Genomic DNA, 23,952 nt, shown 5'->3' on the forward strand with positions numbered 1-23,952 from the left:
CCCGTGCGCGCCGCCATTCCGACCGTTTCCGACATCCAAGGCTGAAGCCATGACCGACCAAGCTCCCGTTCCGTACGCGGGTCCCAAGCGCAGCCTGTCCGGGATCCAGGCCTCCGGGGCCCTGCACCTGGGCAACTATCTCGGCGCCCTCAAGCGCTTCGTCGACATCCAGGACGAAGAGCCCTTCATCTTCGTCGCCGACATGCACGCCATCACCGTCTGGCAGGATCCGGCGGTGCTGGCCCAGCAAACCCGCGAGATCGCCTGCGCCTACATCGCCGCGGGCCTGGATCCCAAGAAGGCGACGATCTTCCCGCAGTCGGCCGTGCCGGCCCACGCGGAACTGGCCTGGATCTTCAACTGCGTCGCGCGCCTGGGCTGGCTCGACCGCATGACCCAGTTCAAGGAGAAGAGCGGCAAGCACAAGGAGCGCAGCTCGGTGGGCCTCTACACCTACCCGGTGCTGCAGGCGGCCGACATCCTGCTCTACAAGGCCACCCACGTGCCGGTGGGCGAGGACCAGAAGCAGCACCTGGAACTGACCCGCGACATCGCCCAGAAGTTCAACAACGACTTCGGCGCGCCGGGCGGCCAGCCGGCCTTCTTCCCGGTCACCGAGCCGGTGATCGAGGGGCCCGCCACCCGCGTCATGAGCCTGCGTGACGGCACGGCCAAGATGAGCAAGTCCGATCCGTCGGACGCCTCGCGCATCAACCTGATGGACGACGCCGACGCCATCGCCGCCAAGATCCGCAAGGCCAAGACCGATCCCGAGCCGCTGCCCGAGAGCGTCGAGGGCCTGGCCGAGCGTCCGGAAGCCCGCAACCTCGTGGACATCTACGCGGCCTTGTCGAGCACCACTCGCGCCAAGGTCATCGAGGAGTTCGGCGGCAAGGGCTTCGGCACGTTCAAGCCGGCCCTGGCCGAGCTGGCGGTCGAGGTGATGAGCCCGATCGGCGCGCGCATGCGCGAGCTGACCGGCGACCCGGCCCAGATCGACGCCATCCTCAAGGACGGTGCCGAGCGCGCCCGCGCCGTGGCCGAGCCGGTCGTGGCCGAGACCAAGAAGCTCGTCGGCTTCTGGGGCGCGTAAGCGATTTAGTCGATAATATCGGCGATATTTCGCCGATAATTATTCGAGTCTTATCAGCATCTTAGGTTCTGGACTCGGCTTGCCGAGTCGCGTTAACGAATTGGAGTAGGCGGCGACTCGACCTCGCCGCCTGCATCCGGGCCGTCCTAACCGAAGCGTTGTTTCGGTCCGCAGCCCTGTTGGGGGAACCCGAAGGGGCTGCACATCGTGTGGCCCCTTCACCAGTTGTTGTGTGACCCACAAAAAGTGTCGCCACACACAACAAAAACATCGGTACCTGTAAGGGTAAATAGCGTCAACAGCGCGTATGCGAGCGCCGTCCGCATCAAAACTGACCTTCTGGATAGCTACAGGTCTTGTTCATGGCCTCTTCGCGGGCCACATGTCCCGCATGTTCATCCAGACCGAAACCACGCCCAATCCCGACGTGCTTAAGTTCCTCCCCGGCCGCGAGGTCCTGGTGGACGGCGCGCGGGAGTTCCGCACCCCCGAGGAGGGCGAGGCCTCGCCGCTGGCAGACGCCCTGTTCCGGCTCGGCGACGTGACGCGGGTGTTCTTCGGTCCGGACTTCCTGACGGTGACCAAGGGCGAGGACGCCCAGTGGCCGCACCTGAAGGCCCCGATCCTGGCGGCGATCATGGACCACTTCACCAGCGGCCGCCCGCTGCTGCTGAGCGAGGAGGCCGCCGGCGGCCACGACGAGGACGGCGTCTACGACGACGAGACCGCCCAGATCGTCTCCGAGATCAAGGAGCTGCTCGACACCCGCATCCGTCCGGCCGTGGCCCAGGACGGCGGCGACATCGTGTTCAGCCGCTTCGAGCCGGCCACCGGCGTGGTCTGGCTGCACATGCGCGGCGCCTGCTCGGGCTGCCCGTCGTCGGCGGCGACGCTGAAGTCGGGCGTCGAGAACATGCTCAAGCACTACGTGCCCGAAGTGACCCGGGTCGAGCAGACGCTCTGATCCATGGCCTACGGGGCGGGTTTTCCGCCCCGGGCGCCTTGCGCGATCCGCTGGGATCCCCATACTGTAACTACATAAGTTGCGATTATGGTTTCCTATAAGGATCGCTGATGTCCAAGCTCGACTCCGCCGCTCTCGCCCAGCTGTTCACCGAGGCGCGCACGCGCAACGGCTGGAAATCCGACCCCGTGCCGGAAGCGGTGCTGCGCGAGCTGTACGACCTGGTGAAGTTCGGCCCGACCGCCGCCAACTCGACCCCGGCCCGCTTCGTCTTCGTGACCAGCCCGGAAGCCAAGGAAAAGCTGGCCGCCCTGTCGTCGGGCTCGAACGGCCCGAAGATCCTGCAGGCCCCGGTCACCGTCATCGTCGGCTACGACCTCGATTTCCCCGAGACCCTCGACAAGCTGTTCCCGCACGCCCCGGGCGCCAAGAACTGGTTCGGCGACCCCGTGGCCAAGGAATGGGGCGCGTTCCGCAACAGCTCGCTGCAGGGCGGCTACTTCATCCTCGCCGCCCGGGCCCTGGGCCTGGACGTCGGCGCGATGTCGGGCTTCGACAACGCCGGCGTCGACGCGGCCTTTTTCGCGGGCACCAACATCAAGTCCAACTTCATCGCCTCGATCGGCTACGGCACCGACGACAACCTGTTCCCGCGCAGCCCGCGCCTCGACTTCGAGGAAGCCGCCTCGATCGTCTGATCCGGCTGTTGGCGTCGTCGTCCGGAAAGCCGGGCGATGACGTCGCGGGGAGGGCGCGCTAGAACAGGGTCATGACCCTTCGTCTCGCGCTCCTCGCCGCGCCGCTGGCCCTGCTGGCCGCCTGCGGCCCCGCCGAAAAGTCTTCCGCCCCGGCCTCGGCCAAGCCCGAAGCGGCCCAGCAGGCCGCGCCGGAAGCCGCCAAGCCGGCCGACGGCTCGGCCGTGATCAAGATCGCGCCCTATGTCGGCGGCCCGCTGCAGGTGGGCGTCGCGGGCGTCGGCCCCATCACCGCCGCCACCGCCTTCGACCAGCCGACGATCCAGGCCCTGTTCCCCAAGGCCGCGGTCAAGAGCGCCTTCATCCATGTAGGCGACGGTCCGCCCGGGCCGATCATCACCGTCGAGCAGGACAACGTCCCGCTGCTGGAGATCGGCAAGGGCGCCGACGGCGGCATCGCCGAGATCCGCCTGGCCGCCGGCGACGTGCGCGGTCCCAAGGGCGAGAGCCTGCTGGCCAAGTGGGCCGCCCTGGGCTTCACCCGCGACCAGTGCCGCGCCGGCGAGGGCCGCACCGTCAACCAGACCGTCTGCGTGCGCCCCGAGGCGCCGACCGTGGCCTACGTCTTCGGCGTGCCCGGCTGGACCAAGGGCGGCGTGCCCGACGAGGCCACGCTGAAGGCCAAGGCCCAGCTCAACGAGTTCGTCTGGCGCCCGGCCGAAACCGCCCAGGTCGGGGCCGCCTGATCTTGCGCGTTCTTTCCGTCGACACTTGCCTGGCGGCCTCGTCGGTCGCCGTGATCGAGGACGGCCGTGCGCTGGCCGCCCGTAGCGAACCCATGACCCGCGGCCACCAGGAGCGCATCGCGCCGCTGGCCAAGCAGGTCGCCGCCGAGGCGGGGATCGCCTTCTCCGACCTCGACCGCATCGCCGTCACCGTCGGTCCCGGTTCGTTCACCGGCCTGCGCGTGGGCCTGTCGTTCGCCAAGGGCCTCGCTGAGGCCCTCGGGATCCCCTGCGTGGGGGTCAACAGCCTGGAGGCCCTGGCGGCCTCCACGGGGGCTGCGGGCTTCGTCGCCGCCGCCCTCGACGCCAAGATGGGGCAGGTCTACCTGCAGGTCTTCGACGGCGCGACGGCGCTGATGGCCCCCGACGCCCTCGACATCGGCGCGGCGACCGCCCGCCTGGCCGAGCTCTATTCGGGCGGGCCCGCCATCGTGGCCGGCTCCGGCGCGGCGCTGCTGGACGGCGTGCTGCCGGGCGCGACCCGCCAGGACCTGGCCTTCGCCGATCCGGTCGCCATCGCCCGCCTGGCGGCTGCCCGGCCGGCCCCGGCCCATTCGCCCCGGCCGCTCTATCTGCGCGCGCCCTACGCCACGATGCCGGCCGCATGAACCTGCATCCCGTCGGACTGGAAGCGTGCTGGGACCTGGCGGACCTGCACGAGAGGGCCTTCGACCGGCCCTGGGCGCCGACCGAGTTCGAGGCCCTGCTGAACTCGCCCGGCGTCTTCGCCGTGCTCGGAAGCTCGGGAGATCCAGAAGAGCCGCGCGGCTTCATCCTGTGCCGGGCGATCGCCGGCGAGGCCGAAATCCTGACCATCGCCGTCGATCCGGCCGCGCGCCGGCGCGGCTGGGGCGCGGCCCTGGTCGAGATGGCGGCCGGGATCGCCACGGAAGCCAAGGCCTTCGACCTGTTCCTCGAGGTCGCCGCCGACAACGTGGGAGCGATCGGCCTCTACAAGGCGACCGGCTTTTCGCAAGTGGGTCTCAGGAAGGGCTATTATCCCCATCCGGACGGCCCTAAGGACGCCGTCGTGATGCGGCGGGCGCTTAACACTTAAGAAGCGATTGCCTATTGTGCCGCGAATCCCCCGACGGAGATTGCGCTTTGGACCGCCTCGAAAAGCTCTGCATCGAAAAAGGCATGCGCATGACCGACCAGCGTCGTGTCATCGCTCGTGTGTTGTCGTCGGCTGACGACCACCCCGACGTCGAGGAGCTGCACCGCCGCGCCCACGCCATCGACCCGCACATCTCGATCGCCACGGTCTACCGCACCGTCCGTCTGTTCGAGGAAAGCGGCATCATCGAGCGCCACGACTTCCGAGACGGCCGCTCGCGCTACGAAGAGACCCCGACCCATCACCACGACCACCTGATCGACATGAAGACCGGCAAGGTCGTCGAGTTCGTGGACGAGGAGATCGAGGCCCTGCAGCACGCGATCGCCAAGAAACTCGGCTACAAGCTGATCGATCACCGGCTCGAACTGTACGGCGTGCCGTTCGAGGAGTGATTGATCCCGATCAGGGCAAAGGGCGCGGGGTCATCCCCGCGCCCTTTTCTTTTGGGCCCGTGCGCCGGCCTCAGGCCCGCACGAAGTCGAGGAACACCGGGGCGCAGTCGCCCAGCTTCTTTTCCTCGTAGCGCGTCGTCACGTGGTCGGCCGGGATGGCCTGGCGATCGGCGTCCTCCTCGGCGAAGCGGAAGGCGGGGTTGGCCACCACCCGCTCGATCGTCCACTCGGCGTAGTCGGCCCAGTCGGTGGCGAAGCGGAAGGCCGCGCCCGGCTTCAGCACCCGCGCCAGCTCGGCCACGAACTCCGGCTGGATGATCCGGCGCTTGTTGTGTCGGGCCTTGTGCCAGGGATCGGGGAACATCACGAACAGGCGGTCGATCGAGGCGTCCGGCAGCCAGCCGACCACGTCACGGGCGTCGCCCTCGTGGATGCGGACGTTCTGGAGGGCCTGCTCCTCCACGTGGCGGACGGCGCTGGCCACGCCGTTGACGAAGGGCTCGGCCCCGATCACCAGCACTTCGGGACGGCGGCCGGCCTGGGCGGCCATGTGCTCGCCGCCGCCAAAGCCGATCTCCAGCCAGGCTTCCTTGGCCTGCGGCATCAGGTCGAGGGGCTGGAAGGCTTCGTGCGGCACGGCGATGGTCGGCAGCAGGGTGTCGAGCAGGGCCTGCTGGCGCGGCTTCACCGGCCGCGACTTCAGGCGGCCGAACGAGCGCAGGGGGCCGTGGGGCTGTTGGGGATTGGTCATGGGGCGGGTCTTTAGCGGCAGTGGGGCGAGGAAGCCAGCGGATCGGCCGTGCGTCCTTCGAGGCTTGCCTGCGGCTCGCACCTCAGGATGAGGACGATCCTGCACCGACTTCCTCATCCTGAGGCGCCCGCGTAGCGGGCCCCGAAGGACGCAGGGCCCCAAATGAAAACAGGCCCAAATGAAAACGGGCCCCGATCCTGCGACCGGGGCCCGCTTCGAATTTCCGAAGGATGCGAGGCTTAAGCCAGGCCCTTCAGCTCCGACGTCAGGTCGGTCTTCTCCCAAGAGAAGCCGCCCTCGTTGTCCGGCGTGCGGCCGAAGTGGCCGTAGGCGGCGGTGCGGGCGTAGATCGGGCGGTTCAGCTGCAGATGCTCGCGAATGCCGCGCGGGGTGGCGCCGCCGATCAGGTCGGGCAGAATCTTCTCCAGTACGGCCGGATCGACTTTGCCCGTGCCGTGCAGGTCGACGTGGAACGACACCGGACGGGCCACGCCGATGGCGTAGGCGATCTGGATGGTGCAGCGGTCGGCCAGGCCGGCGGCTACGACGTTCTTGGCCAGGTAGCGGCAGGCGTAGGCGGCCGAGCGGTCGACCTTGGTCGGATCCTTGCCCGAGAAGGCGCCGCCGCCGTGCGGGGCCGCGCCGCCGTAGGTGTCGACGATGATCTTGCGGCCGGTGATGCCGGCGTCGCCGTCCGGACCGCCGATCTCGAAGCGGCCGGTCGGGTTGATCAGCCACTGGGTCTTCTTGGTGATCAGGCCTTCCGGGAAGATCGGCAGGATGTGCGGCTTGATCAGGTCGAGCACGCGCTTGGAGGTCGGGGCCTTGCCGTCGATCTTCTTCTTGTGCTGGTGGCTCACGACAATCGAGACGACGCGCTGGGGCACGCCCTGGCCGTCATACTCCAGGGTCACCTGGCTCTTGGCGTCGGGCTCCAGCTCGTGCAGCTCGCCCGAATGGCGCAGCTCGGCCAGGCGCTTGAGGATGTTGTGGCTGTACTGCAGGGTCGCCGGCATCAGCTCCGGGGTCTCGGTGCTGGCGTAGCCGAACATGATGCCCTGGTCGCCGGCGCCTTCGTCCTTCTTGTCGGTGGCGTCCACGCCCTGGGCGATGTGCGCCGACTGGCCGTGCAGGTAGCAGGCGTACTTGGCCTTTTCCCAGTGGAAGCCCTTCTGGGCGTAGCCGATGTCCTTGATGGCCGCGCGGACCTTGGGCTCCAGGGACTTGATGATGTCCTTGGTCAGCTCCTTGTTGGCCTTCTTGTCGCCGCCCGGCTTGCCGGCCCGCACTTCGCCCGCCAGCACGATGCGGTTGGTCGTGACCAGGGTCTCGCAGGCCACGCGGGCTTCGGGATCGGCGGTCAGGAAGGCGTCGACGACGGTGTCGCTGATGCGGTCGGCGACCTTGTCGGGGTGGCCCTCGGAGACGCTTTCGCTGGTGAAGATGTAGGACGAACGGCTCAAGTGGACGGCTCCGGCTTAGAGTCCAGCGCCCACGCGGCGACCGGCCCCGCGAGCTTAGCGAGGACCATATAAAGATAAGTTTATGTCCGCAAGGCGGCCGGCGCCTTTTGGCGTCGGCCCCGTTGTCGGCGGACTAGAGCTGTTCGTCGGCCATCGACCGGACGAGGTCGAGAATGCGGCGGCGCACCGGGGCGCGGTTCAGGCGCGGGAACAGCGAGGCCAGCTCCAGGCCCTCGGGGGTCATCAGGAACTCGTGCACCTGGTGGTCGTTGCGCGGTTCGCCGTCGGCCGGCTCGGACGGATCGGCCAGGCCTTCGAAGAAGTAGGCCACGGGAGCCTGCAGGGCGCGGGCGATCTCGTAGAGCTTGCTGGCGCTGACGCGATTGGCGCCGCGCTCGTACTTCTGCACCTGCTGGAAGGTCAGGCCCAGGCTCTCGGCCAGCTTCTCCTGGCTGACGCCCAGGATCTTGCGGCGCATGCGGATGCGGGCGCCGACGTGCAGGTCGACGGGGTTGGGCGAACGCTCGATTTCGGCGGGGGATTCGGGGGCGACGGTCATGCTTAGGCATAGACCCAGGAATGCGGCTTTAGTTCAGCCCATATCTTTCGGGACGGCAAACTTCTGACCGGTGATACGCGAAGTGAGGATACAGATCGCCACCGAGGCGAGAACCAGGACCGCCAGCGGCCAGTCGCCCAGGCGCGAGGCCAGGGTGTCGCGGCCGACGGCGGGCAGGGGGGCGTCGATGACGCCGCGGGCGCCCAGGTCCAAGCGCTGGCCGTCGATCACCCGGCCTTGGGCGTCGACCATGGCCGACACGCCGGTGGGGGTGGCGCGGATCATCGGCCGGCCGGCCTCGATGGCGCGATAGCTGGCCAGGTTCAGGTGCTGCAGCGGGCCCGAGGTCACGCCGAACCAGGCGTCGTTCGACACGTTGACCAGCGCCCGCACGCCGGCGTCGGGGCGGGCGAGGCCCGGGAACAGGCTCTCGTAGCAGATCAGCGGCTGCACCTTCAGGCCGGGCGCGACGGCGAGGGGTGCGGGGCGCGGGCCGGTGGCGAAGCCGTCGCCCAGGTGGGCCATGCTCTTGAAGCCGATGGCGGTCAGCAGGCCGTCGGCCGGCAGGTATTCGCCGAACGGCACCAGTCGGTGCTTGTCGTAGACGCCCGCCATGACCAGGTCGCCGGGCTCGCGGCGCAGCGCCACCAGGCTGTTGTAGTAGACCGGCGCGTCGACCGAGCCCTCGTAGCGATAGCCGCCGATCAGCAGAAGCTGGCCGGGCTGCAGCGAGTCCATGATCGCTTGGCGTATCCAGGTCCCGGGAGCCAGGTAGTCGTTGATGGCGGCGGGCAGGGCGCCTTCGGGCCAGACCACGATGTCGGCCGGGCGGCCGTCCGCATAGGGCGTGGCGGTCAGGGCCACGTAGTCCTGGACGATCGCCTGGAAGCTGGCGGCGTCCCACTTGGCCGACTGCTGGACGTTGGCCTGGACGACGCGGATCTTGGGCGCGGAGGCCTGGACGGCGGGCGGCGCGGTCTTGAGCGCCAGGAGGCCGCCGCCGTAGAGGCCCGCCAAGGCCAGGGCGGCCGCGCCGACGGCGATGCGGCCCGATCGGCCTTGCCGCCAGACGGCGGGCGCCGCGGCGATGGCCAGGGTGACGAAGGTCAGGCCGTAGGCGCCGATCAGGGCGGCCGCCTGCGAGGGCGCCGACCCGGCCCGCCAGGTCTCGCCCGGCAGGTTCCAGGGAAAGCCCGTCAGCACGTGGCCGCGCACCCACTCCAGCGCCGACAGGGCGGCGGCGAAGGCCAGCACGCGCACGGCGCCGGCCGGCCGGAAGCGACGGTAGAGCAGGGCGGCCAGGCCCCAGAACAGCGCCAGGCCCGCGGCCATGGCAGTCACCGCGAACGGGGCCATCCAGCCCTGGTTGGCGGCGTCGACCATGAAGGCCTCGCCGATCCACCAGGTGCCTAGCCCGAAATAGCCCAGCCCCGTCAGCCAGCCGCGCAGGAAGGCCGAGCGCAGCGGGCGCGGACCGTCCGCCGTGTCCAGCAGCCACAGGAGCAGGGCGTAGCCCAGCAGGCCCGGCAGCAGGCCGAAGGGCGGATGGGCCAGCGCGGCGGCCAGGCCCGCGACCAGCGCCAGCGCGCGGTCGCGCCAAGGCGAGGGGGCGGTCAGGAGGCGCAGGTTCAAGGAACGTCCACCGGGTCCAGCGAGGTTTCGGCCTCGACCGGCTCGGGAGCGCGGCGCACCCGCACCTTCAGCACGCGACGGGAGTCGGCCTCCAGCACCTCCAGCTCGAAGCCGGCGGGGTGGCGCACGACCTGGCCCTGTTCGGGCACCTGGCCGGCCAGGGCCCCGACGAGGCCGCCGACCGTGTCGACCTCCTCCTCGTGCTCGGGCGGGGCCAGGGTCTCGCCGACGGCGGCCTCGAGGTCTTCCAGCGGCGTGCGGCCGTCGGTCTCGAAGGCGCCGTCGGGCCGGACGACGACGGTGGCGACCTGGGCGTCGTCGTGCTCGTCGTCGATGTCGCCGACCACGCTCTCGATCAGGTCTTCCATGGTCACCAGGCCGTCTACCCCGCCGAACTCGTCGATGACCATGGCCATGTGAATGCGCTTGGTGCGCATGCGCAGCAAGAGGTCAGCGGCCCGCATCGAGGCGGGCACCAGCAGCATGTCGCGGCGCAGCTGCTCCTGGACGCGGGCCTCGGGCTCGGGGCGCAGCGCATCGTCGGCCAGCAGCCGGAAGACGTCCTTGACATGGATCACGCCGATCGGCTGGTCCAGCGCCTCGCGATAGATCGGCATGCGCGAATGGCCGGCCTCGACGAACTGGGCCACGACCACGGCGAAGGGGGTGTCGACCTCCACGGCGACCACGTCGGGCCGGGGGGTCATCAGGTCGCCGACCTTCAGCGTCTTGAACGCCTCGGCCTGGTCGACGAGGTCGGGCGCGGCGACGTGGTCGGGATCGACCGGCCGCGCGCGCTTGACGGGCGCGGCGCGCCGCAGCTCACGGAAGAACGCCCGCAGGCCCCGGCTGAATCGAGCCGGACCGGCGGGCGTGGAACTCTGGTCGTCGTCGGGCATGCCTTTAGGTCTTCACCCCAGGTTTGCCGAACCGTCGTCGGCGTAAGGATCGGGGACGTCCAGCCCCGCCAGGATCTCGCGTTCGAGCGCTTCCATGGCCTCGGCCTCTTCGTCGCCCTCGTGGTCGTATCCTAGAAGATGCAGCACCCCGTGCGCCACAAGATGTTGCAGGTGGTGGGCCAGGGGCTTGCCCTGCTCGGCCGCCTCCCGGGCGCAGACCCCGTAGGCCAGGGCGATGTCGCCGATCTGGCCCTCGGGATTGCTCGCCGGATCCTGGGGCGAGGGGAAGGACAGCACGTTGGTGGCGTAGTCCTTGTGGCGGAAGTCGCGGTTCAGGGCCCGCACGCTGTCGTCGTCGGCCAGCAGGATGACGATGCCCTGGCCCTCGACGTCCTCGTGGGCGTCGAGCACGGCCTGGGCGGCCCGCCAGACCAGCGCCTCGGCTTCCGGTTCGGCCTTGGTCCAGGCCTCGTCTTCGATCTCGATATCGACGGTGATCATCGGGGAGTCGCCACCAGGGCCGCGTCGGCGTCGTAGGCCTTGACGATGCGCTCCACCAGCGGGTGGCGCACGACGTCGGTCGAGGTGAAGCGGGCCACGGCCACGCCCTCCACGCCGTCGAGGATCGACACCGCGTGGGCCAGGCCGGAGTCGCGCGGGTTCAGGAGGTCGATCTGGGTCGGATCGCCGGTGACCACCATCCGGGCGCCTTCGCCCAGGCGGGTCAGCACCATCTTCATCTGCAGGCGCGAGCAGTTCTGGGCCTCGTCGACGATGACGAAGGCGTGGGCCAGCGTGCGGCCGCGCATGAAGGCGATCGGAGCGACCTCGATCTCGCCCTTGTCGCGGCGGCGGCGCAGCTGTTCGGCGCCCATGATGTCGGTCAGGGCCTCCCAGACCGGCGCCATGTAGGGGTCGACCTTCTCGTTGAGGTCGCCCGGAAGAAATCCGAGCTTCTCGCCGGCCTCGACGGCGGGGCGGGTGACGATCAGGCGGTCGACCTCGCCGCGCAGCAGCATGCCCGCGCCCTGGGCCACGGCCAGGAAGGTCTTGCCGGTGCCGGCCGGACCCAGGCCGAAGACCAGCGGATGCCGGGCCATCTGCTCCATGTAGGCGGCCTGGTTCTTGGTCTTGGGCGACACCGCGCCGCGGCGCACGGCGCGCGGCGAGGCCTGGCCGCCGGCGCTGTGGGCCTCGCCCACGGCCACGCGGATGTCGGCCTCGACCACTTCATGGCCGGCGTCGGCCCGCTCGGCCAGGGCCAGCAGGGCGCGCTTGGCCGACGAGCGGCCCTTGACGTCGCCGGTGATCTTGACGCCGCCGCCGGGCGTCTCGAGCAGGACCTTGAACGCGTCCTCGATCAGGGCGGCGTGGCGGCCGGACGGGCCGGTGACGGCGACGACGGCGTCGTCGGAAAGCGGCAGGAACTCGGGCGTGCGGCTCACGCGGTCTCCAGAACAGGTTCGTTGGCGAGCACGCCGGCCAGGCTCATCTTGGCGGCGCTCTCGATACGGACGGGAACGATCGTCCCGATCAGATGCTCCCCGCCTTCGGCGTGGACGGCTTGCAGGTAGGGGCTACGGCCGACGACCTGACCGGGATGGCGGCCGGCCTTCTCGAACAGCACGGGCAGGGTCTTGCCGACCTGGCTGGCGTTGAAGGCCCGCTGCTGCTCGTCGAGCAGCTGGTTCAGGCGGTCCAGGCGCTCGGACTTCACGGCCTCGTCGACCTGGCCGGGCATGGCCGAGGCCGGCGTGCCGGGGCGGCGCGAATACTTGAACGAAAAGGCCGATGCGAAGCCGACCTCGCGGACGAGTTCGAGGGTCTTCTCAAAGTCGCCGTCGCGCTCGCCGGGGAAGCCGACGATGAAGTCGCCGCTCATGGCGATGTCGGGCCGGGCGGCGCGGATGCGCTCGATCAGCTTCACATAGCTTTCGGCCGTATGGTCGCGGTTCATGGCCTTGAGGATCTTGTCGCTGCCGGCCTGCACCGGCAGGTGCAGGTAGGGCATCAGCTGCGGCAGCTCGCCATGGGCCTCGATCAGGTCCTCGCCCATGTCGCGCGGGTGGCTGGTGGTGTAGCGGATGCGATCCAGGCCATCGATCGTCGCCAGCTTGCGCACCAGCTTGGCCAGGGTCGAGCCGTCGCCGTCATAGGCGTTGACGTTCTGGCCCAGCAGGGTGACCTCGCGCACGCCCGCATCGGCCAGGCGCTTGGCTTCTTCCACGATGTCATTGACCGGCCGCGACCACTCGCCGCCGCGCGTATAGGGCACCACGCAGAAGGTGCAGAACTTGTCGCAGCCCTCCTGCACGGTCAGGAACGCGGTGACGCCGGTGACGTGGCGCTCGGCCGGCAGGGCGTCGAACTTCTCGTCGGCGGCGAAGTCGGCGGCCAGGCGCTCGCCCGAGGCCCGATGGGCGCGGGCGATCAGCTCAGGCAGCTGGTGATAGGCCTGCGGACCGACCACCAGATCGACCGCCCGCTGGCGGTTCATGATCTCTTGGCCCTCGGCCTGGGCCACGCAGCCGGCCACGGCGATGGTCATCTTGCCGCCGGTCTGGGCCTTGCGGTCCTTCATCAGCTTGATCTGGCCAAGCTCGGAATAGACCTTTTCGGTGGCCTTCTCGCGGATGTGGCAGGTGTTGAGCACGACGAGATCCGCGCCCTCCGGGTCGTCGACCACGCCATAGCCCAGCGGGCGCAGGACGTCGGTCATGCGCTCGCTGTCGTAGACGTTCATCTGACAGCCGTAGGTCTTGATATAGAGGCGCTTTTGCGGGGTCTCGCTCATCCGGCGAGGTTATGGGGTCGAGCGGCCCCGCGCGCAAGGTCGCGAAGGTCACACCCGGGGCCCGAACCCAGGATGAAGCCCCAAAAGAAAACGGCGCCGGAAGCCCGGCGCCGCTGTCTGGTCTCAGTAGTTCTCGTCGTGGCGCTTGATCGCCGCGCGGATCAGTTCGGCGGTCTCGTCCGGATCGGCCCAGCCGGTGATCTTGGTCGACTTGCCCTTTTCCAGATCCTTGTAGTGTTGGAAGAAGTGGGCGATCTGCTCGGTCAGGATGGTCGGCAGGTCGCGCCAGCTGTTCACGCCCGTATAGAAGGGGTGCAGCTTGTCGACCGGCACGGCCAGGATCTTCTCGTCCGACCCGGCCTCGTCGACCATCATCAGGGCGCCGATCGGGCGGCAGCGGATGATCGCGCCGGGCACCACCGGGGTCGGACCCACGACCATGATGTCGGCGGGGTCGCCGTCGTCGGCCAGGGTGTGCGGGATGAAGCCGTAGTTGGCCGGATAGAACATCGCCGTGTGAAGGAAGCGGTCCACCATCAGGGCGCCGCTTTCCTTGTCGATCTCGTACTTCACCGGCTCGCCGCCCTGGGGGATCTCGATGACGGCGTTCAGGTCGTAGGGCGGGTTCACGCCGACGGCGATCTTGGAGAGGTCCATAGTCACTCTTCGTTGTGGTGAAGGCTCCCGCGGGGAGGCGGGCCTCAAGCGGCCGCCTGTATAGGCCACAAGTGTTGCGGTGCGAAAGAGGGGGCGTGTCCGCCCCTCGACTTGCGGCCGCAAAAGCATCCGTCGTCTCTGGTCGAGCTTGTCGAATGCCCGTGAGAACAGCTTTCGAGGCTTGGCTTGCGGCGCTTGCAAAGGTCTCTCGCGCGTGGCGCGAGCCCCGGCCAGGAGGGGGCTTCCACCCGCTCGCCTATCGCGCTATATAGCTCCTACATCGTCCGTTAGCGCTGATTGGCGCTTTCGAGCGGCGGCCCGAAAGGCTGCCGCTTTTTCTTTGGTCGCTCGCCAGCTGGGCCTTTCGAGGCCGGCCGGGCGGCCCGCGAAACTGAGAAGAGAACCGTGCGCGGCAAGACGCGAGAAGACCTGGACCTGATCGAGATGCTCGATCCCGTCGCCGAGACCGTCGGCTACGAGATCGTCCGCCTGCGCCTGATGGGCGGCGCTGAGCAGCGCCGCCTGCAGATCATGGCCGAACGTCCCCTCCAGGAGGACGGAACGGGCGGCGACATGAACGTCGAGGACTGCGCCAAGCTGTCCCGCGCCATCTCCGAGGTGATGGACGCCGCCGACCCGATCGCCGGCGAATACACCCTGGAAGTCTCCAGCCCGGGCGTCGACCGCCCGCTGACGCGCCTGAAGGACTTCGAGACCTATGCCGGTTTCGAGGTGCGCATCGAGCTCGATCGCGTGGCCGAGGGCCGCAAGCGCTTCAAGGGCGAGCTCGCCGGCGTCGAGGACGACCAGGTCGGCCTCAACATCGAGGGCGAGGACGACGTCACCGTCTATTTCCCGTTCGCCTGGATCGTCGACGCCAAGCTGGTCCTGACCGACGAGCTGATGAAGCGGGGCGCCGACGCGCGCGCCGCCCGCGTGGACGCCGAGAACGACAACGATTTGTCCGAAAGTGAAGAGGACTGACCATGGCCATCGGCATCGCCGCCAACCGGCTTGAACTGCTCCAGATCGCCGACGCGGTCGCCCGTGAAAAGGGCATCGAGAAGGAAGTCGTCATCGAGGCCATCGAGGACGCCCTGCAGAAGGCCGCCCGCGCCCGCTACGGCGCCGAGCACGACATCCGCGTCAAGATCGACCCGCGCACGGGCGAGACGACGCAGAAGCGCGTGATCGAGATCGTGGCCGACGACGCCGACCTGGAAGGTGAGATCGGCAAGGTCCACCTGACCTCGGCCAAGCGCACCTGGCGCGACGCCGAGATCGGCAAGGTCTACGAAGAGGCCCTGCCGCCGTTCGAGATCGGCCGCGTGCAGACCCAGATGGCCCGCCAGGTCGTCATGCACAAGGTTCGCGAAGCCGAGCGCGAGCGCCAGTACGAAGAGTACAAGGACCGCTCGGGCGAGATCGTCAACGGCAGCGTCAAGCGCGTCGAATACGGCAACGTCATCGTCGACCTGGGCCGCGGCGAAGGCATCATGCGCCGCGACCAGTCGATCCCGCGCGAGAACTTCAACGTCGGCGACCGCATCCGCGCCTACATCTACGATGTCCGTCGCGAGACCAAGGGCCCGCAGATCATGCTGAGCCGCGCCCACGGCGGCTTCATGGCCAAGCTGTTCGCGCAGGAAGTGCCGGAAGTCTACGACGGCGTCATCGAGATCCGCGCCGTGGCTCGCGATCCGGGTTCGCGCGCCAAGATGGCCGTCATCTCCAACGACAGCTCGATCGACCCCGTCGGCGCCTGCGTCGGCATGCGTGGTTCGCGCGTGCAGGCGGTGGTCGCCGAGCTGCAGGGCGAGAAGATCGACATCATCCAGTGGTCGGAAGACGAGGCCACCTTCATCGTCAACGCCCTGGCCCCGGCCGAAGTCTCCAAGGTCGTCATGGACGAGGAAGACGAGCGCGTCGAAGTCGTGGTGCCGGACGAGCAGCTGTCGCTGGCCATCGGCCGCCGCGGCCAGAACGTCCGCCTGGCCTCGCAGCTGACCGGCTGGCAGATCGACATCATGACCGAGAGCCAGGAGAGCGAGCGCCGTCAGAAGCAGTTCGCCGAGGCCACCGCCCTGTTCCAGGAAGCGCTGGACGTCGACGAGGTCATCGCCCAGCTGCTGGTCACCGAAGGCTTCACCGCCGTCGAAGACGTGGCCTATGTCGAAACCCACGAGATCGGTTCGATCGAGGGCTTCGACGACGAGACCGCCGAGGAACTGCAGGCCCGCGCCCGCGAATTCCTCGAGAAGGAAGCCGCCGCCCTGGACGCCAAGCGCGTCGAACTGGGCGTCCAGGACGAACTGCTGGGCGTCGAGGGCGTGACCCTGGCCATGGCCGTGGCCCTGGGCGAAGGCGACGTGAAGACGATCGAAGACCTGGCCGGCCTCGTCCCCGACGACATGCGCGGCTGGTTCGAGAGCAGGAATGGCGAGCGCGTGCGCGAGCCGGGCATCCTCGAGAGCTTCAACCTGTCGCCCGACGACGCCGAAGCCCTGATCATGCGCGCTCGTATCGCCATGGGCTGGGTCGAGGCCCCGCCTGAGCCCGAGTACGAAGAGATCGAGGGCGAGGCTGAAGAGGTCGCCGAAGTCGAAGGCGAGGAAGCCCCCGCCGCCGAAGAAGCCGCCGAAGAGCAGTAAGAGACAGCCGGCCCTTCCGATCCTCGGAAGGGCCGCTTCCTTTGAAGACGCATGAACGACCAGACCGCTCCTAAGACCCATGCCGAAGCCACCCGCGCGCGCAAGGACATCGTCCTGGGCGAGGCGGTCGACGAGCCGCGCCTGGTGCGGTTCGTGGCCGGGCCCGACGGCGTCGTGGTTCCCGACGTCGCCCGCAAGCTGCCCGGGCGCGGCATGTGGGTGGCGGCCGACCGCGAGTCGATCGCCGCGGCCGTGAAGAAGAACGCCTTCTCGCGTTCGGCCAAGACCAAGCTGTCGGCGCCCGCCGACCTCGCCGATCAGGTGGAGCAGTTGCTGGCGCGGCGCGTGCTGGACGGTCTGGGCCTTGCGCGCAAGGCCGGGACCATTATCTCTGGCTTCGAAAAGGTGGTCGCCGCCCTGGGAACGGGCAAGGTCGCCTGGCTGATCGAAGCGTCCGACAGCGCCGAAGACGGTCGCCGCAAGATCCTTTCCGCCGCGCGCAAGGCCGCCAGGCCGCCCCGTTTGCTGGGCGCGTTCACATCGGACGAATTGGGTTTGGCCTTAGGCGGGGAGAATGTGATACACACGGCGCTCCTCGCTGGACCTGGCAGTGATCGATGGACTTTGGACGTCGAGCGTTTATCAGGCTTCCGGCCGCTTTCGCCGCCCGAATGGACGGCGGGCGGGCGTGAGGACGATCCGAAGCCCTGAGGGGTCTTCGACTATCTTCGGGGGTGAGCCTGTTCGCCCTCGACCGGCGCGCCGGCAGGGACAGGCTCTAGAGTTTTTCGATCGCACCGAGCGGTCGATGCGATCGAAAGACTCTAGAATCTTTGACGTGGGGCGTGGTCATCCGGACCTCGTCCGTGAGTGAAGGGTCGGGAAACGCGCTTGCCTTGGCAGGTACGTCCGGGCCCCTTTCTCACATGGAAAGAACGGTTTTTTTAGCCGGGTACCGCCTGGCGGAAGTACAAGCGAGCGCATGAGCGACGAGAACGAAAACGGCCGCCCCGGTAATCGACCCCCGATGACGCTGAAGCCCCGCCAGGGCTCGGTGAGCGCCGGTGTCGTGAAGCAGAGCTTCAGCCACGGCCGGACCAAGACGGTGGTTGTCGAGACGAAGCGCACGCGCCCGCATGCGCCGGCTTCCGGCAATCTCGCCGCGCCGTCCCAGGCCGAGCGTCGCCACGACGCGCCGCGTCCGCAAGGCGGCGGTGGCGGTGGTGCGGCCGGCGGTCTGTCGCAGGACGAGATGCGCGCTCGCCAGCGCGCCATCGAGGCCGCTCGCGAAGCGCAGGAACGCCAGGCCGCCGAACGCCGGGCAGCCGACGCTCGCGCCGCGGCCGAGGCCGCCGCGGCGCGTGACGCCGCCGCCAAGGCCGCTGCCGCCAAGGCGGCCGCCGAAGCCGCCGCCGCCAAGCCGGTTCCGGCTCCCGCCGCGCCGGCCCCGGCCGCCGCTGCTCCGGCCGCGCCCGCGCCGACGCCCGCTCCGGCGGCTCCGGTCGCTCCGCGCGTCGAGGCTCCCCGCGCCGAGGCTCCGCGCCACAGCGCTCCGGGCCAGACCCGCACCTACGAACCCAGCCGTGAACGCCGCGACGATCGTCCGACGACCACGACCTACCGGCCGACGCCGGGCGGCGACCGCCCGCAGGGCGATCGTCCCCAAGGGGATCGTCCGCAGGGCGACCGTCCGTTCAACCAGCGCGCTCCGCGCCAGGACGGCCCGTACAATCAGCGCGCCCCCCGTCAGGACGGGCCCTACAACCAGCGCGCTCCGCGTCCGGAAGGCGACCGCCCGCGCGGCCCGCGTCCGGAAGGCGCCGGCGGCGGCTACCGCTCGGGCGGCGACCGCCCGCAAGGTGATCGTCCGCAAGGCGACCGTCCGCAGCAGACCGTCCGCTACTCGGCCCTGGCTCCGCGCCCGGCGCCCGGCGCTCGTGGCCCTGGCGGCCCCGGCGGTCCGCGCGGTCCGCGTCCGGGCGTCCCGGCCTCGGCTCCGGCCACGCCGGAAATCCAGCGCGCCACCCGCTCGGCCCCGCGGCCCGGCGGCGGCCTGACCGATCGCCGTCCGGACGAGGACGACGATCGCCGCAAGGCCAACAACGCGCCGAACAAGGCCGTCTCGCGCGCCAAGGGCGCCCCGCAGCGCCGCGAAGGCCGCCTCACCATCCAGGCCGTGGCCGGTGATGGGGAGTCCGCCGACCGCATGCGCTCGCTGGCCTCGGTTCGCCGGGCCCGTGAACGCGAAAAGGAAAAGCGCCGCGGCGGCGCGGTCGAGCAGGCGCGTGTCGCCCGCGAGGTCGTGATCCCCGACGTCATCACCGTGCAGGAGCTGTCCAACCGGATGGCCGTGCGCGGCGTCGAGATCATCAAGTTCCTGATGCGTCAGGGCGTGATGCTGAAGATCAACGACGTCATCGACAACGACACCGCCGAGCTGGTGGCCACCGAATTCGGCCACACCGTCAAGCGCGTGTCGGAAGCCGACGTCGAAGAGGGCTTCATCGGCGCCGAGGACCACGACGATCACCTGGAAGGCCGTCCGCCGGTCGTGACCATCATGGGCCACGTCGACCACGGCAAGACCTCGCTGCTCGACGCCCTGCGCGCCACCGACGTGGCCGCTGGCGAACACGGCGGGATCACCCAGCACATCGGCGCCTATCAGGTTCGCCTGAAGGACGGCCAGCGCGTGACGTTCCTCGACACGCCCGGCCACGCCGCCTTCTCGGCCATGCGCGCTCGCGGCGCCAACATCACCGACATCGTCGTGCTGGTGGTGGCCGGCGACGACGGCGTGATGCCGCAGACGGTCGAGGCGATCAAACACGCCAAGGCCGCCAACGTGCCGATCATCGTGGCCGTCAACAAGATGGACAAGCCGGGCTCGGATCCGACCCGCGTGGTCAACGAGCTGCTGCAGCACGAGATCGTCGTCGAGAGCCTGGGTGGCGACACCCAGATCATCGAGGTCTCGGCCAAGGCCCGCACGGGCCTGGACGACCTGCTCGACGCCATCCTGCTGCAGGCCGAAGTGCTCGACCTGAAGGCCAACCCCGACCGCACCGCCGACGGCGTGGTGATCGAGGCCAAGCTGGACAAGGGTCGCGGCGCCGTCTCGACCGTCCTGGTCAACCGCGGCACGCTCAAGCGCGGCGACATCGTCGTCGCCGGCAGCCAGTTCGGCCGGGTTCGCGCCCTGCTGAACGAGCGCAACGAGCAGCTGACCGAAGCTGGTCCGGCCACCCCGGTCGAGATCCTCGGCCTGGACGGCGTTCCCTCGCCCGGCGAAGCCTTCGCCGTCGTGGAGAACGAAGCCCGCGCTCGCGAGCTGACCGAGTACCGCATCCGCCAGAAGCGCGAGAAGACGCTGGCCCCGGTGGGCGCCGGCGCTTCGATGGCCGACATGATGGCCAAGCTGCAGGACAAGAAGCTGAAAGAGCTTCCGCTGATCATCAAGGCCGACGTCCAAGGTTCGGCCGAGGCGATCATCGGTTCGCTGGACAAGATGGCCACCGACGAGGTCCGCGCGCGGATCATCCTGTCGGGCGCCGGCGCGATCAGCGAAAGCGACGTCATGCTGGCCAAGGGCGCCGGCGCGCCGGTCATCGGCTTCAACGTCCGCGCCTCGGCGCAGGCGCGAGCCCTGGCCGAACGCGAAGGGGTCGAGATCCGCTACTACGCGATCATCTACGACCTGCTGGACGATATCAAAGGCGTGCTCTCGGGCATGCTGGCCCCGATCCAGCGCGAAACCTTCCTCGGCAACGCCGAGGTGCTGCAGGCCTTCGACATCACGAAGATCGGCAAGGTCGCCGGCTGTAAGGTCACCGAAGGCGTCGTGCGCAAGGGCGCGAAGGTCCGGATCATCCGTCAGGACATCGTCGTGCTCGAACTGGGCACCCTGCAGACGCTCAAGCGCTTCAAGGACGAGGTCAACGAAGTCCCCGTCGGTCAGGAGTGCGGCATGATGTTCGCTGGCTTCCAGGACATCAAGGTCGGCGACACCATCGAGTGCTTCACCGTCGAGGAGATCAAGCGCCAGCTCGACTAAGGGCCGGCGACTTCGGTCACCGAAAGATCAGGGCGCGGACCGCGAGGTCCGCGCCCTTTTTCTGGTCGCTACCCAAAATCCGCCTGCGCGGGTGGACACGCCTTGCGCGTCGAAGTCGATTGGCCGAGCCCCGGCCGCGACCTACCGCGTGGATGGCGGCTACGAAGAGTGGGGGATCGAGGAGCCGCTGGTCGGCGGGAGGAACCGGCAGGTCCGCGCCGCCGCCGACCACGACCACGTGACCCCGGCGCGGGCTGACGGGACTGGAATTCGCCGGAATTGAGCGCTAGCCGTTGTCCATGCGCATTCGAGCCCTTCTCGCCCTGACCGCGGTCGCCGCCTCCCTGAGCGCCTGCGCCACCGCCGACCGCTACGACGCCGCCGGCGACGTGCACGCCCTGCTGACGGCGATCCGCAACAACGACCGGGCCACGTTCGACAGCCTGGTCGATCACCGGGCCCTGACCGGCGCGGTCGAGACCCGCCTGGTCGAGGAGGCCCGTCGCTCGGGCGCCAAGGGCGGCTGGCAGGCGGCGATGATCGCCCTGGCCGGCCCGGCCGCCGACGTCGCCGGCGCGGCCCTGATCCGCCCCGAGGTGTTCCGCGCCGCCGCCAACTATTACGGCTACACCCCCGACAAGCCGATCCCAGGCCGCATCGCCATCGCTTCGGCCCTGCGTCCGACCGGCGACGGCCGGGTCTGCGCGGCCAAGAAGGACGGTCCCTGCATGCTGACCTTCACCCGCGAGGGCGGGTCCTGGCGGCTGTCGGGCTTCGACGCCCAGGCCGTGAACCTGCAGCTCAAGCGATGAGGGCCGGCCTTCCAGTCCTGCTGGTCGCCGCGCTGCTGAGCGCCGTCGCGGGGCCGGCTGCGGCCGAACGGCGAATGTTCTCCTACGACCCGATCTCGCCCGACGCCAAGCGGCTGACGGGGGCGGGCGTGACCGTGCTGTTCGAGCAGGGCCTGCTCAATGCCCGGCCGATCAAGGTGCTGGCCACCGGCGTGCCGGCCCAGGCCCTGCTGCGCAAGGGCAGCCAGAAGGACCTCGGCAAGGGCGGTCTGGCGTCCATGGCCGGCGTCGACGTCGACGCGGCCCTCTACGAGGTCGACGGCGCGGCCGAGCAGGGCAAGGTCTATGTCCGGGCCTTCTGCTCCGGCTCCAAGCGCCTGTGGCTGAGCTTCAGCCGCATCGCCTTGCGCCACGACCTGCGGATCCAGGCCTTCGGCGACGATCCCAAGGCCGCCGGCCAGGCGCGGCTGTGCGGCACGCTGGACTTCTCCTATCGCGGCGAATGGCGCCTGCCGACCGGCGGACCGCCCGATCCCAACGAGGACTGGACCGACAGCCTCAACGGCCCGCGCTGAGGTCTCCTGGCGGCCCTTCGAGGAAAAGCCGGGTTTCCTTCCATGGCCCGCGCCTTTAGGGTCGCGGCCATGATCGCGAGCGAACGCGGGACCCGGCGCTTCCAGCGCCGCCGCTCCCTGGGCACCAACGGACTCGTACGCAGCGCCTGACCGCTAGGGATCAGGCGCGGCGCCTTCGTGCGCCCAGGCGACGGACGGCCAGGCCGCCGTCGAACGCAGAAGACCGGCGGCCGAGGCCGCCGCACGATTGTCTCGACGAAGAAGACCCCATGACCACCGACACCCAAGACCTGGCCCCGCAAGACTGGGCCGCGCGCTTTTCCGCGCGCATGGCCGGTATCCGCGCCAGCGAGATCCGCGAGCTGCTGAAGCTGCTCGAGCAGCCCGACATCCTCTCGTTCGCCGGCGGCATTCCCGACCCGGCCCTCTTCCCGGCCCAGGCCATCCGCGAGGCCTATGCCGAAATCCTCGCCGACGGCGCCCAGGCCGCCCAGGCGCTGCAGTACACCGTCAGCGAGGGCCACGGCCCGCTGCGCCGCTGGATCGCCGAGCGCATGACCCGCGACGGCATGCCCTGCGAGCCCGAGAACGTGCTGCTGACCGCCGGCTCGCAGCAGGCGCTCGACCTGCTGGGCAAGCTGTTCCTCGATCCCGGCGCTCCGGTGGTGGTGGCTCGGCCGACCTATCTGGGCGCGCTGCAGGCCTTCAACGCCTACCAGCCGGCCTATCTCGACCTGCCGCAGGGCGCCCTGGACGGCGACGAGGCCGCCCGGGCGGCCGTGGAGGCCCGCAAGCCGCGCCTGGGCTACTTCGTGCCCGACTTCGCCAATCCCACCGGCGTCAGCCTCACCCTGGCGCAGCGGGAGGCCCTGCTCGACCTGGCTGACGCCCGGGACTTCCCCCTGGTCGAGGACGCGGCCTATCGCGAACTGCGCTTCGGCGGCGAGCCGATCCCCTCGCTGCTGGCCCTCGACATCGCCCGCAAGGGCTCGATCGAGGCCGCTCGGGTCCTGTTCTGCGGCACGCTGTCCAAGACCCTGTCGCCGGCCCTGCGCATCGGCTGGATTTGCGGCCCCAGGGCGGCGATCGAGAAGCTGGTGCTGCTCAAGCAGGGCGGCGACCTGCATGTCTCGACCATCAACCAGATGGTCGCCTGCCGAGTCGTCTCCGAAGGCTACGACCAGCACCTGGGCCGCCTGCGCGGGGCCTATGGCGGCCAGGCGCGGGCCATGCTGGCGGCGCTGGAGCGGCACATGCCCAAGAGCGTGTCGTGGATCTCGCCCGAGGGCGGCATGTTCGTGTGGCTGACCCTGCCGGAAGGCCTGGACGGCAAGGCCCTGCTGGAGCGGGCCCTGACCGATGTCCGCGTGGCCTTCGTGCCCGGCGCGCCGTTCTTCGCCGAGGCCCCGGCCGCCAACACCCTGCGTCTCAGCTACTCCCTGCTGCCGCCCGACCAGATCGAGGAGGGCGTGCGGCGGCTGGCGGGGCTGATCTCGGCGCCGCGCTGAGCCCCTTCCGGCCCTCCGGGCCACCTCCCCCCAAAAAGGGGGAGGTCTGGCGGAGCGATTGAGGAGGTTTCGAGCGCTGGAAATGGAAACGGCCGCTCCCTTTAGGGAAGCGGCCGTCTTGGTGGAGCTAAGCGGAGTCGAACCGCTGACCTCTTGAATGCCATTCAAGCGCTCTACCAGCTGAGCTATAGCCCCGAGGCTCGAAGGCCCTGGTCCCGGATGGTGGCCGGGAAGGCGCGGAACCTATGTCGAGGCTTCGTCGGGATCAAGCCCCCGCGTCGGGCGAGGCTCAAGTTTTCCGACAAGTCTTCGACGGGTTCCGAAAATGGAAACGGCCGCTCCCTTTAGGGAAGCGGCCGTCTTGGTGGAGCTAAGCGGAGTCGAACCGCTGACCTCTTGAATGCCATTCAAGCGCTCTACCAGCTGAGCTATAGCCCCAAGGCGCGTTGGAAAACCACGAAGACTTTCCGTCGTATGCCTTAGTCTCTCCGGCGGTTCCGAGTGGCTGTCCCCCGAAGAGGCGCGGAACCTATGCCGAGGTTTTTTCGGGATCAACCCCCTCGGCCAAC

Annotated in this window: 23 protein-coding genes and 2 tRNA genes; 14 read left to right on the forward strand and 11 right to left on the reverse strand. The window is 69.3% G+C overall.

Annotation, left to right across the window (positions count from 1 at the left end; translation table 11 throughout):
* The first annotated feature begins 49 nt into the window (after positions 1-49).
* The 7 genes from trpS to C1707_RS06130 all read left to right on the forward strand — a co-directional run bounded on the left by trpS (position 50) and on the right by C1707_RS06130 (position 5,049).
* Positions 50-1,093 (forward strand): tryptophan--tRNA ligase, encoded by a 1,044-nt coding sequence (gene trpS, locus C1707_RS06100; protein WP_101713128.1) that lies wholly within the window; start codon positions 50-52, stop codon positions 1,091-1,093.
* 391 nt (positions 1,094-1,484) lie between these two features.
* Positions 1,485-2,057, forward strand: a complete 573-nt coding sequence (locus tag C1707_RS06105) for a NifU family protein (protein ID WP_101713239.1) — start codon at positions 1,485-1,487, stop codon at positions 2,055-2,057.
* 110 nt (positions 2,058-2,167) lie between these two features.
* On the forward strand, positions 2,168-2,755 hold the full coding sequence (locus C1707_RS06110) for a malonic semialdehyde reductase (protein WP_101713127.1): 588 nt from the start codon (positions 2,168-2,170) through the stop codon (positions 2,753-2,755).
* Positions 2,756-2,826: 71 nt separating this feature from the next.
* Positions 2,827-3,498 carry a DUF1131 family protein gene (locus C1707_RS06115; RefSeq protein WP_101713126.1) on the forward strand — a complete coding sequence of 224 codons (672 nt, stop codon included), beginning with the start codon at positions 2,827-2,829 and terminating at the stop codon, positions 3,496-3,498.
* A 2-nt stretch (positions 3,499-3,500) separates the two neighbouring features.
* Positions 3,501-4,145: a tRNA (adenosine(37)-N6)-threonylcarbamoyltransferase complex dimerization subunit type 1 TsaB gene (tsaB, locus tag C1707_RS06120; protein ID WP_101713125.1), complete on the forward strand. Its 645-nt coding sequence runs from the start codon at positions 3,501-3,503 to the stop codon at positions 4,143-4,145.
* Positions 4,142-4,594: a GNAT family N-acetyltransferase gene (locus C1707_RS06125; RefSeq protein WP_101713124.1), complete on the forward strand. Its 453-nt coding sequence runs from the start codon at positions 4,142-4,144 to the stop codon at positions 4,592-4,594. The genes tsaB and C1707_RS06125 overlap by 4 nt, the downstream gene beginning before the upstream one ends.
* A gap of 47 nt (positions 4,595-4,641) precedes the next feature.
* Entirely contained in the window at positions 4,642-5,049 is a 408-nt protein-coding gene (locus C1707_RS06130) for a Fur family transcriptional regulator (RefSeq protein ID WP_101713123.1), read from the forward strand.
* A gap of 70 nt (positions 5,050-5,119) precedes the next feature.
* Here C1707_RS06130 and trmB read toward each other — a convergent pair whose 3' ends face one another.
* The 9 genes from trmB to ppa all read right to left on the reverse strand — a co-directional run bounded on the left by trmB (position 5,120) and on the right by ppa (position 13,804).
* A complete protein-coding gene (trmB, locus tag C1707_RS06135) occupies positions 5,120-5,800 on the reverse strand; it encodes a tRNA (guanosine(46)-N7)-methyltransferase TrmB (RefSeq protein WP_101713122.1) in 681 nt (226 codons plus the stop codon).
* A 239-nt stretch (positions 5,801-6,039) separates the two neighbouring features.
* Positions 6,040-7,263 carry a methionine adenosyltransferase gene (gene metK / locus C1707_RS06140; RefSeq protein WP_101713121.1) on the reverse strand — a complete coding sequence of 408 codons (1,224 nt, stop codon included), beginning with the start codon at positions 7,261-7,263 and terminating at the stop codon, positions 6,040-6,042.
* Between the two features lie 133 nt (positions 7,264-7,396).
* The gene (locus tag C1707_RS06145; RefSeq protein WP_101713120.1) at positions 7,397-7,822 is read right to left on the reverse strand and encodes a helix-turn-helix domain-containing protein; all 426 of its coding nucleotides are present in this window, start codon (positions 7,820-7,822) and stop codon (positions 7,397-7,399) included.
* Positions 7,823-7,855: 33 nt separating this feature from the next.
* The gene (lnt, locus tag C1707_RS06150; protein ID WP_101713119.1) at positions 7,856-9,454 is read right to left on the reverse strand and encodes an apolipoprotein N-acyltransferase; all 1,599 of its coding nucleotides are present in this window, start codon (positions 9,452-9,454) and stop codon (positions 7,856-7,858) included.
* Entirely contained in the window at positions 9,451-10,353 is a 903-nt protein-coding gene (locus C1707_RS06155) for a hemolysin family protein (protein WP_101713118.1), read from the reverse strand. Before C1707_RS06155 ends, lnt begins: the two co-directional genes overlap by 4 nt.
* 12 nt (positions 10,354-10,365) lie before the next feature.
* Positions 10,366-10,839, reverse strand: a complete 474-nt coding sequence (ybeY, locus tag C1707_RS06160) for an rRNA maturation RNase YbeY (RefSeq protein ID WP_101713238.1) — start codon at positions 10,837-10,839, stop codon at positions 10,366-10,368.
* Positions 10,840-10,850: 11 nt separating this feature from the next.
* Positions 10,851-11,798, reverse strand: coding sequence for a PhoH family protein (locus tag C1707_RS06165; protein ID WP_101713117.1), 948 nt, complete (start codon positions 11,796-11,798; stop codon positions 10,851-10,853).
* A complete protein-coding gene (gene miaB, locus C1707_RS06170; protein ID WP_101713116.1) occupies positions 11,795-13,147 on the reverse strand; it encodes a tRNA (N6-isopentenyl adenosine(37)-C2)-methylthiotransferase MiaB in 1,353 nt (450 codons plus the stop codon). The genes C1707_RS06165 and miaB overlap by 4 nt, the downstream gene beginning before the upstream one ends.
* A gap of 123 nt (positions 13,148-13,270) precedes the next feature.
* Complete coding sequence (gene ppa / locus C1707_RS06175; RefSeq protein WP_058347149.1) at positions 13,271-13,804, reverse strand: inorganic diphosphatase; 534 nt, start codon at positions 13,802-13,804, stop codon at positions 13,271-13,273.
* 297 nt (positions 13,805-14,101) lie between these two features.
* Between ppa and rimP the strand changes: the two genes are divergently transcribed.
* The 7 genes from rimP to C1707_RS06210 all read left to right on the forward strand — a co-directional run bounded on the left by rimP (position 14,102) and on the right by C1707_RS06210 (position 23,383).
* The gene (rimP, locus tag C1707_RS06180) at positions 14,102-14,788 is read left to right on the forward strand and encodes a ribosome maturation factor RimP (RefSeq protein ID WP_101713115.1); all 687 of its coding nucleotides are present in this window, start codon (positions 14,102-14,104) and stop codon (positions 14,786-14,788) included.
* Positions 14,789-14,790: 2 nt separating this feature from the next.
* The gene (gene nusA, locus C1707_RS06185) at positions 14,791-16,455 is read left to right on the forward strand and encodes a transcription termination factor NusA (RefSeq protein ID WP_101713114.1); all 1,665 of its coding nucleotides are present in this window, start codon (positions 14,791-14,793) and stop codon (positions 16,453-16,455) included.
* 51 nt (positions 16,456-16,506) lie between these two features.
* Complete coding sequence (locus C1707_RS06190) at positions 16,507-17,166, forward strand: RNA-binding protein (RefSeq protein WP_101713113.1); 660 nt, start codon at positions 16,507-16,509, stop codon at positions 17,164-17,166.
* Positions 17,167-17,437: 271 nt separating this feature from the next.
* A complete protein-coding gene (gene infB, locus C1707_RS06195; RefSeq protein ID WP_123170722.1) occupies positions 17,438-20,509 on the forward strand; it encodes a translation initiation factor IF-2 in 3,072 nt (1,023 codons plus the stop codon).
* Positions 20,510-20,808: 299 nt separating this feature from the next.
* Positions 20,809-21,321 carry a DUF2939 domain-containing protein gene (locus C1707_RS06200; RefSeq protein WP_101711186.1) on the forward strand — a complete coding sequence of 171 codons (513 nt, stop codon included), beginning with the start codon at positions 20,809-20,811 and terminating at the stop codon, positions 21,319-21,321.
* Positions 21,318-21,875 carry a hypothetical protein gene (locus C1707_RS06205; protein ID WP_101711185.1) on the forward strand — a complete coding sequence of 186 codons (558 nt, stop codon included), beginning with the start codon at positions 21,318-21,320 and terminating at the stop codon, positions 21,873-21,875. Before C1707_RS06200 ends, C1707_RS06205 begins: the two co-directional genes overlap by 4 nt.
* A gap of 269 nt (positions 21,876-22,144) precedes the next feature.
* Complete coding sequence (locus tag C1707_RS06210; RefSeq protein ID WP_101711184.1) at positions 22,145-23,383, forward strand: aminotransferase-like domain-containing protein; 1,239 nt, start codon at positions 22,145-22,147, stop codon at positions 23,381-23,383.
* Positions 23,384-23,502: 119 nt separating this feature from the next.
* Here C1707_RS06210 and C1707_RS06215 read toward each other — a convergent pair.
* Both C1707_RS06215 and C1707_RS06220 read right to left on the reverse strand, forming a co-directional pair.
* Positions 23,503-23,578, reverse strand: a tRNA-Ala gene (locus C1707_RS06215).
* Between the two features lie 167 nt (positions 23,579-23,745).
* Positions 23,746-23,821 (reverse strand) — tRNA-Ala (locus tag C1707_RS06220).
* Positions 23,822-23,952: the final 131 nt, after the last annotated feature.

The organism is Caulobacter flavus (assembly GCF_003722335.1).
Lineage (GTDB): Bacteria > Pseudomonadota > Alphaproteobacteria > Caulobacterales > Caulobacteraceae > Caulobacter > Caulobacter flavus.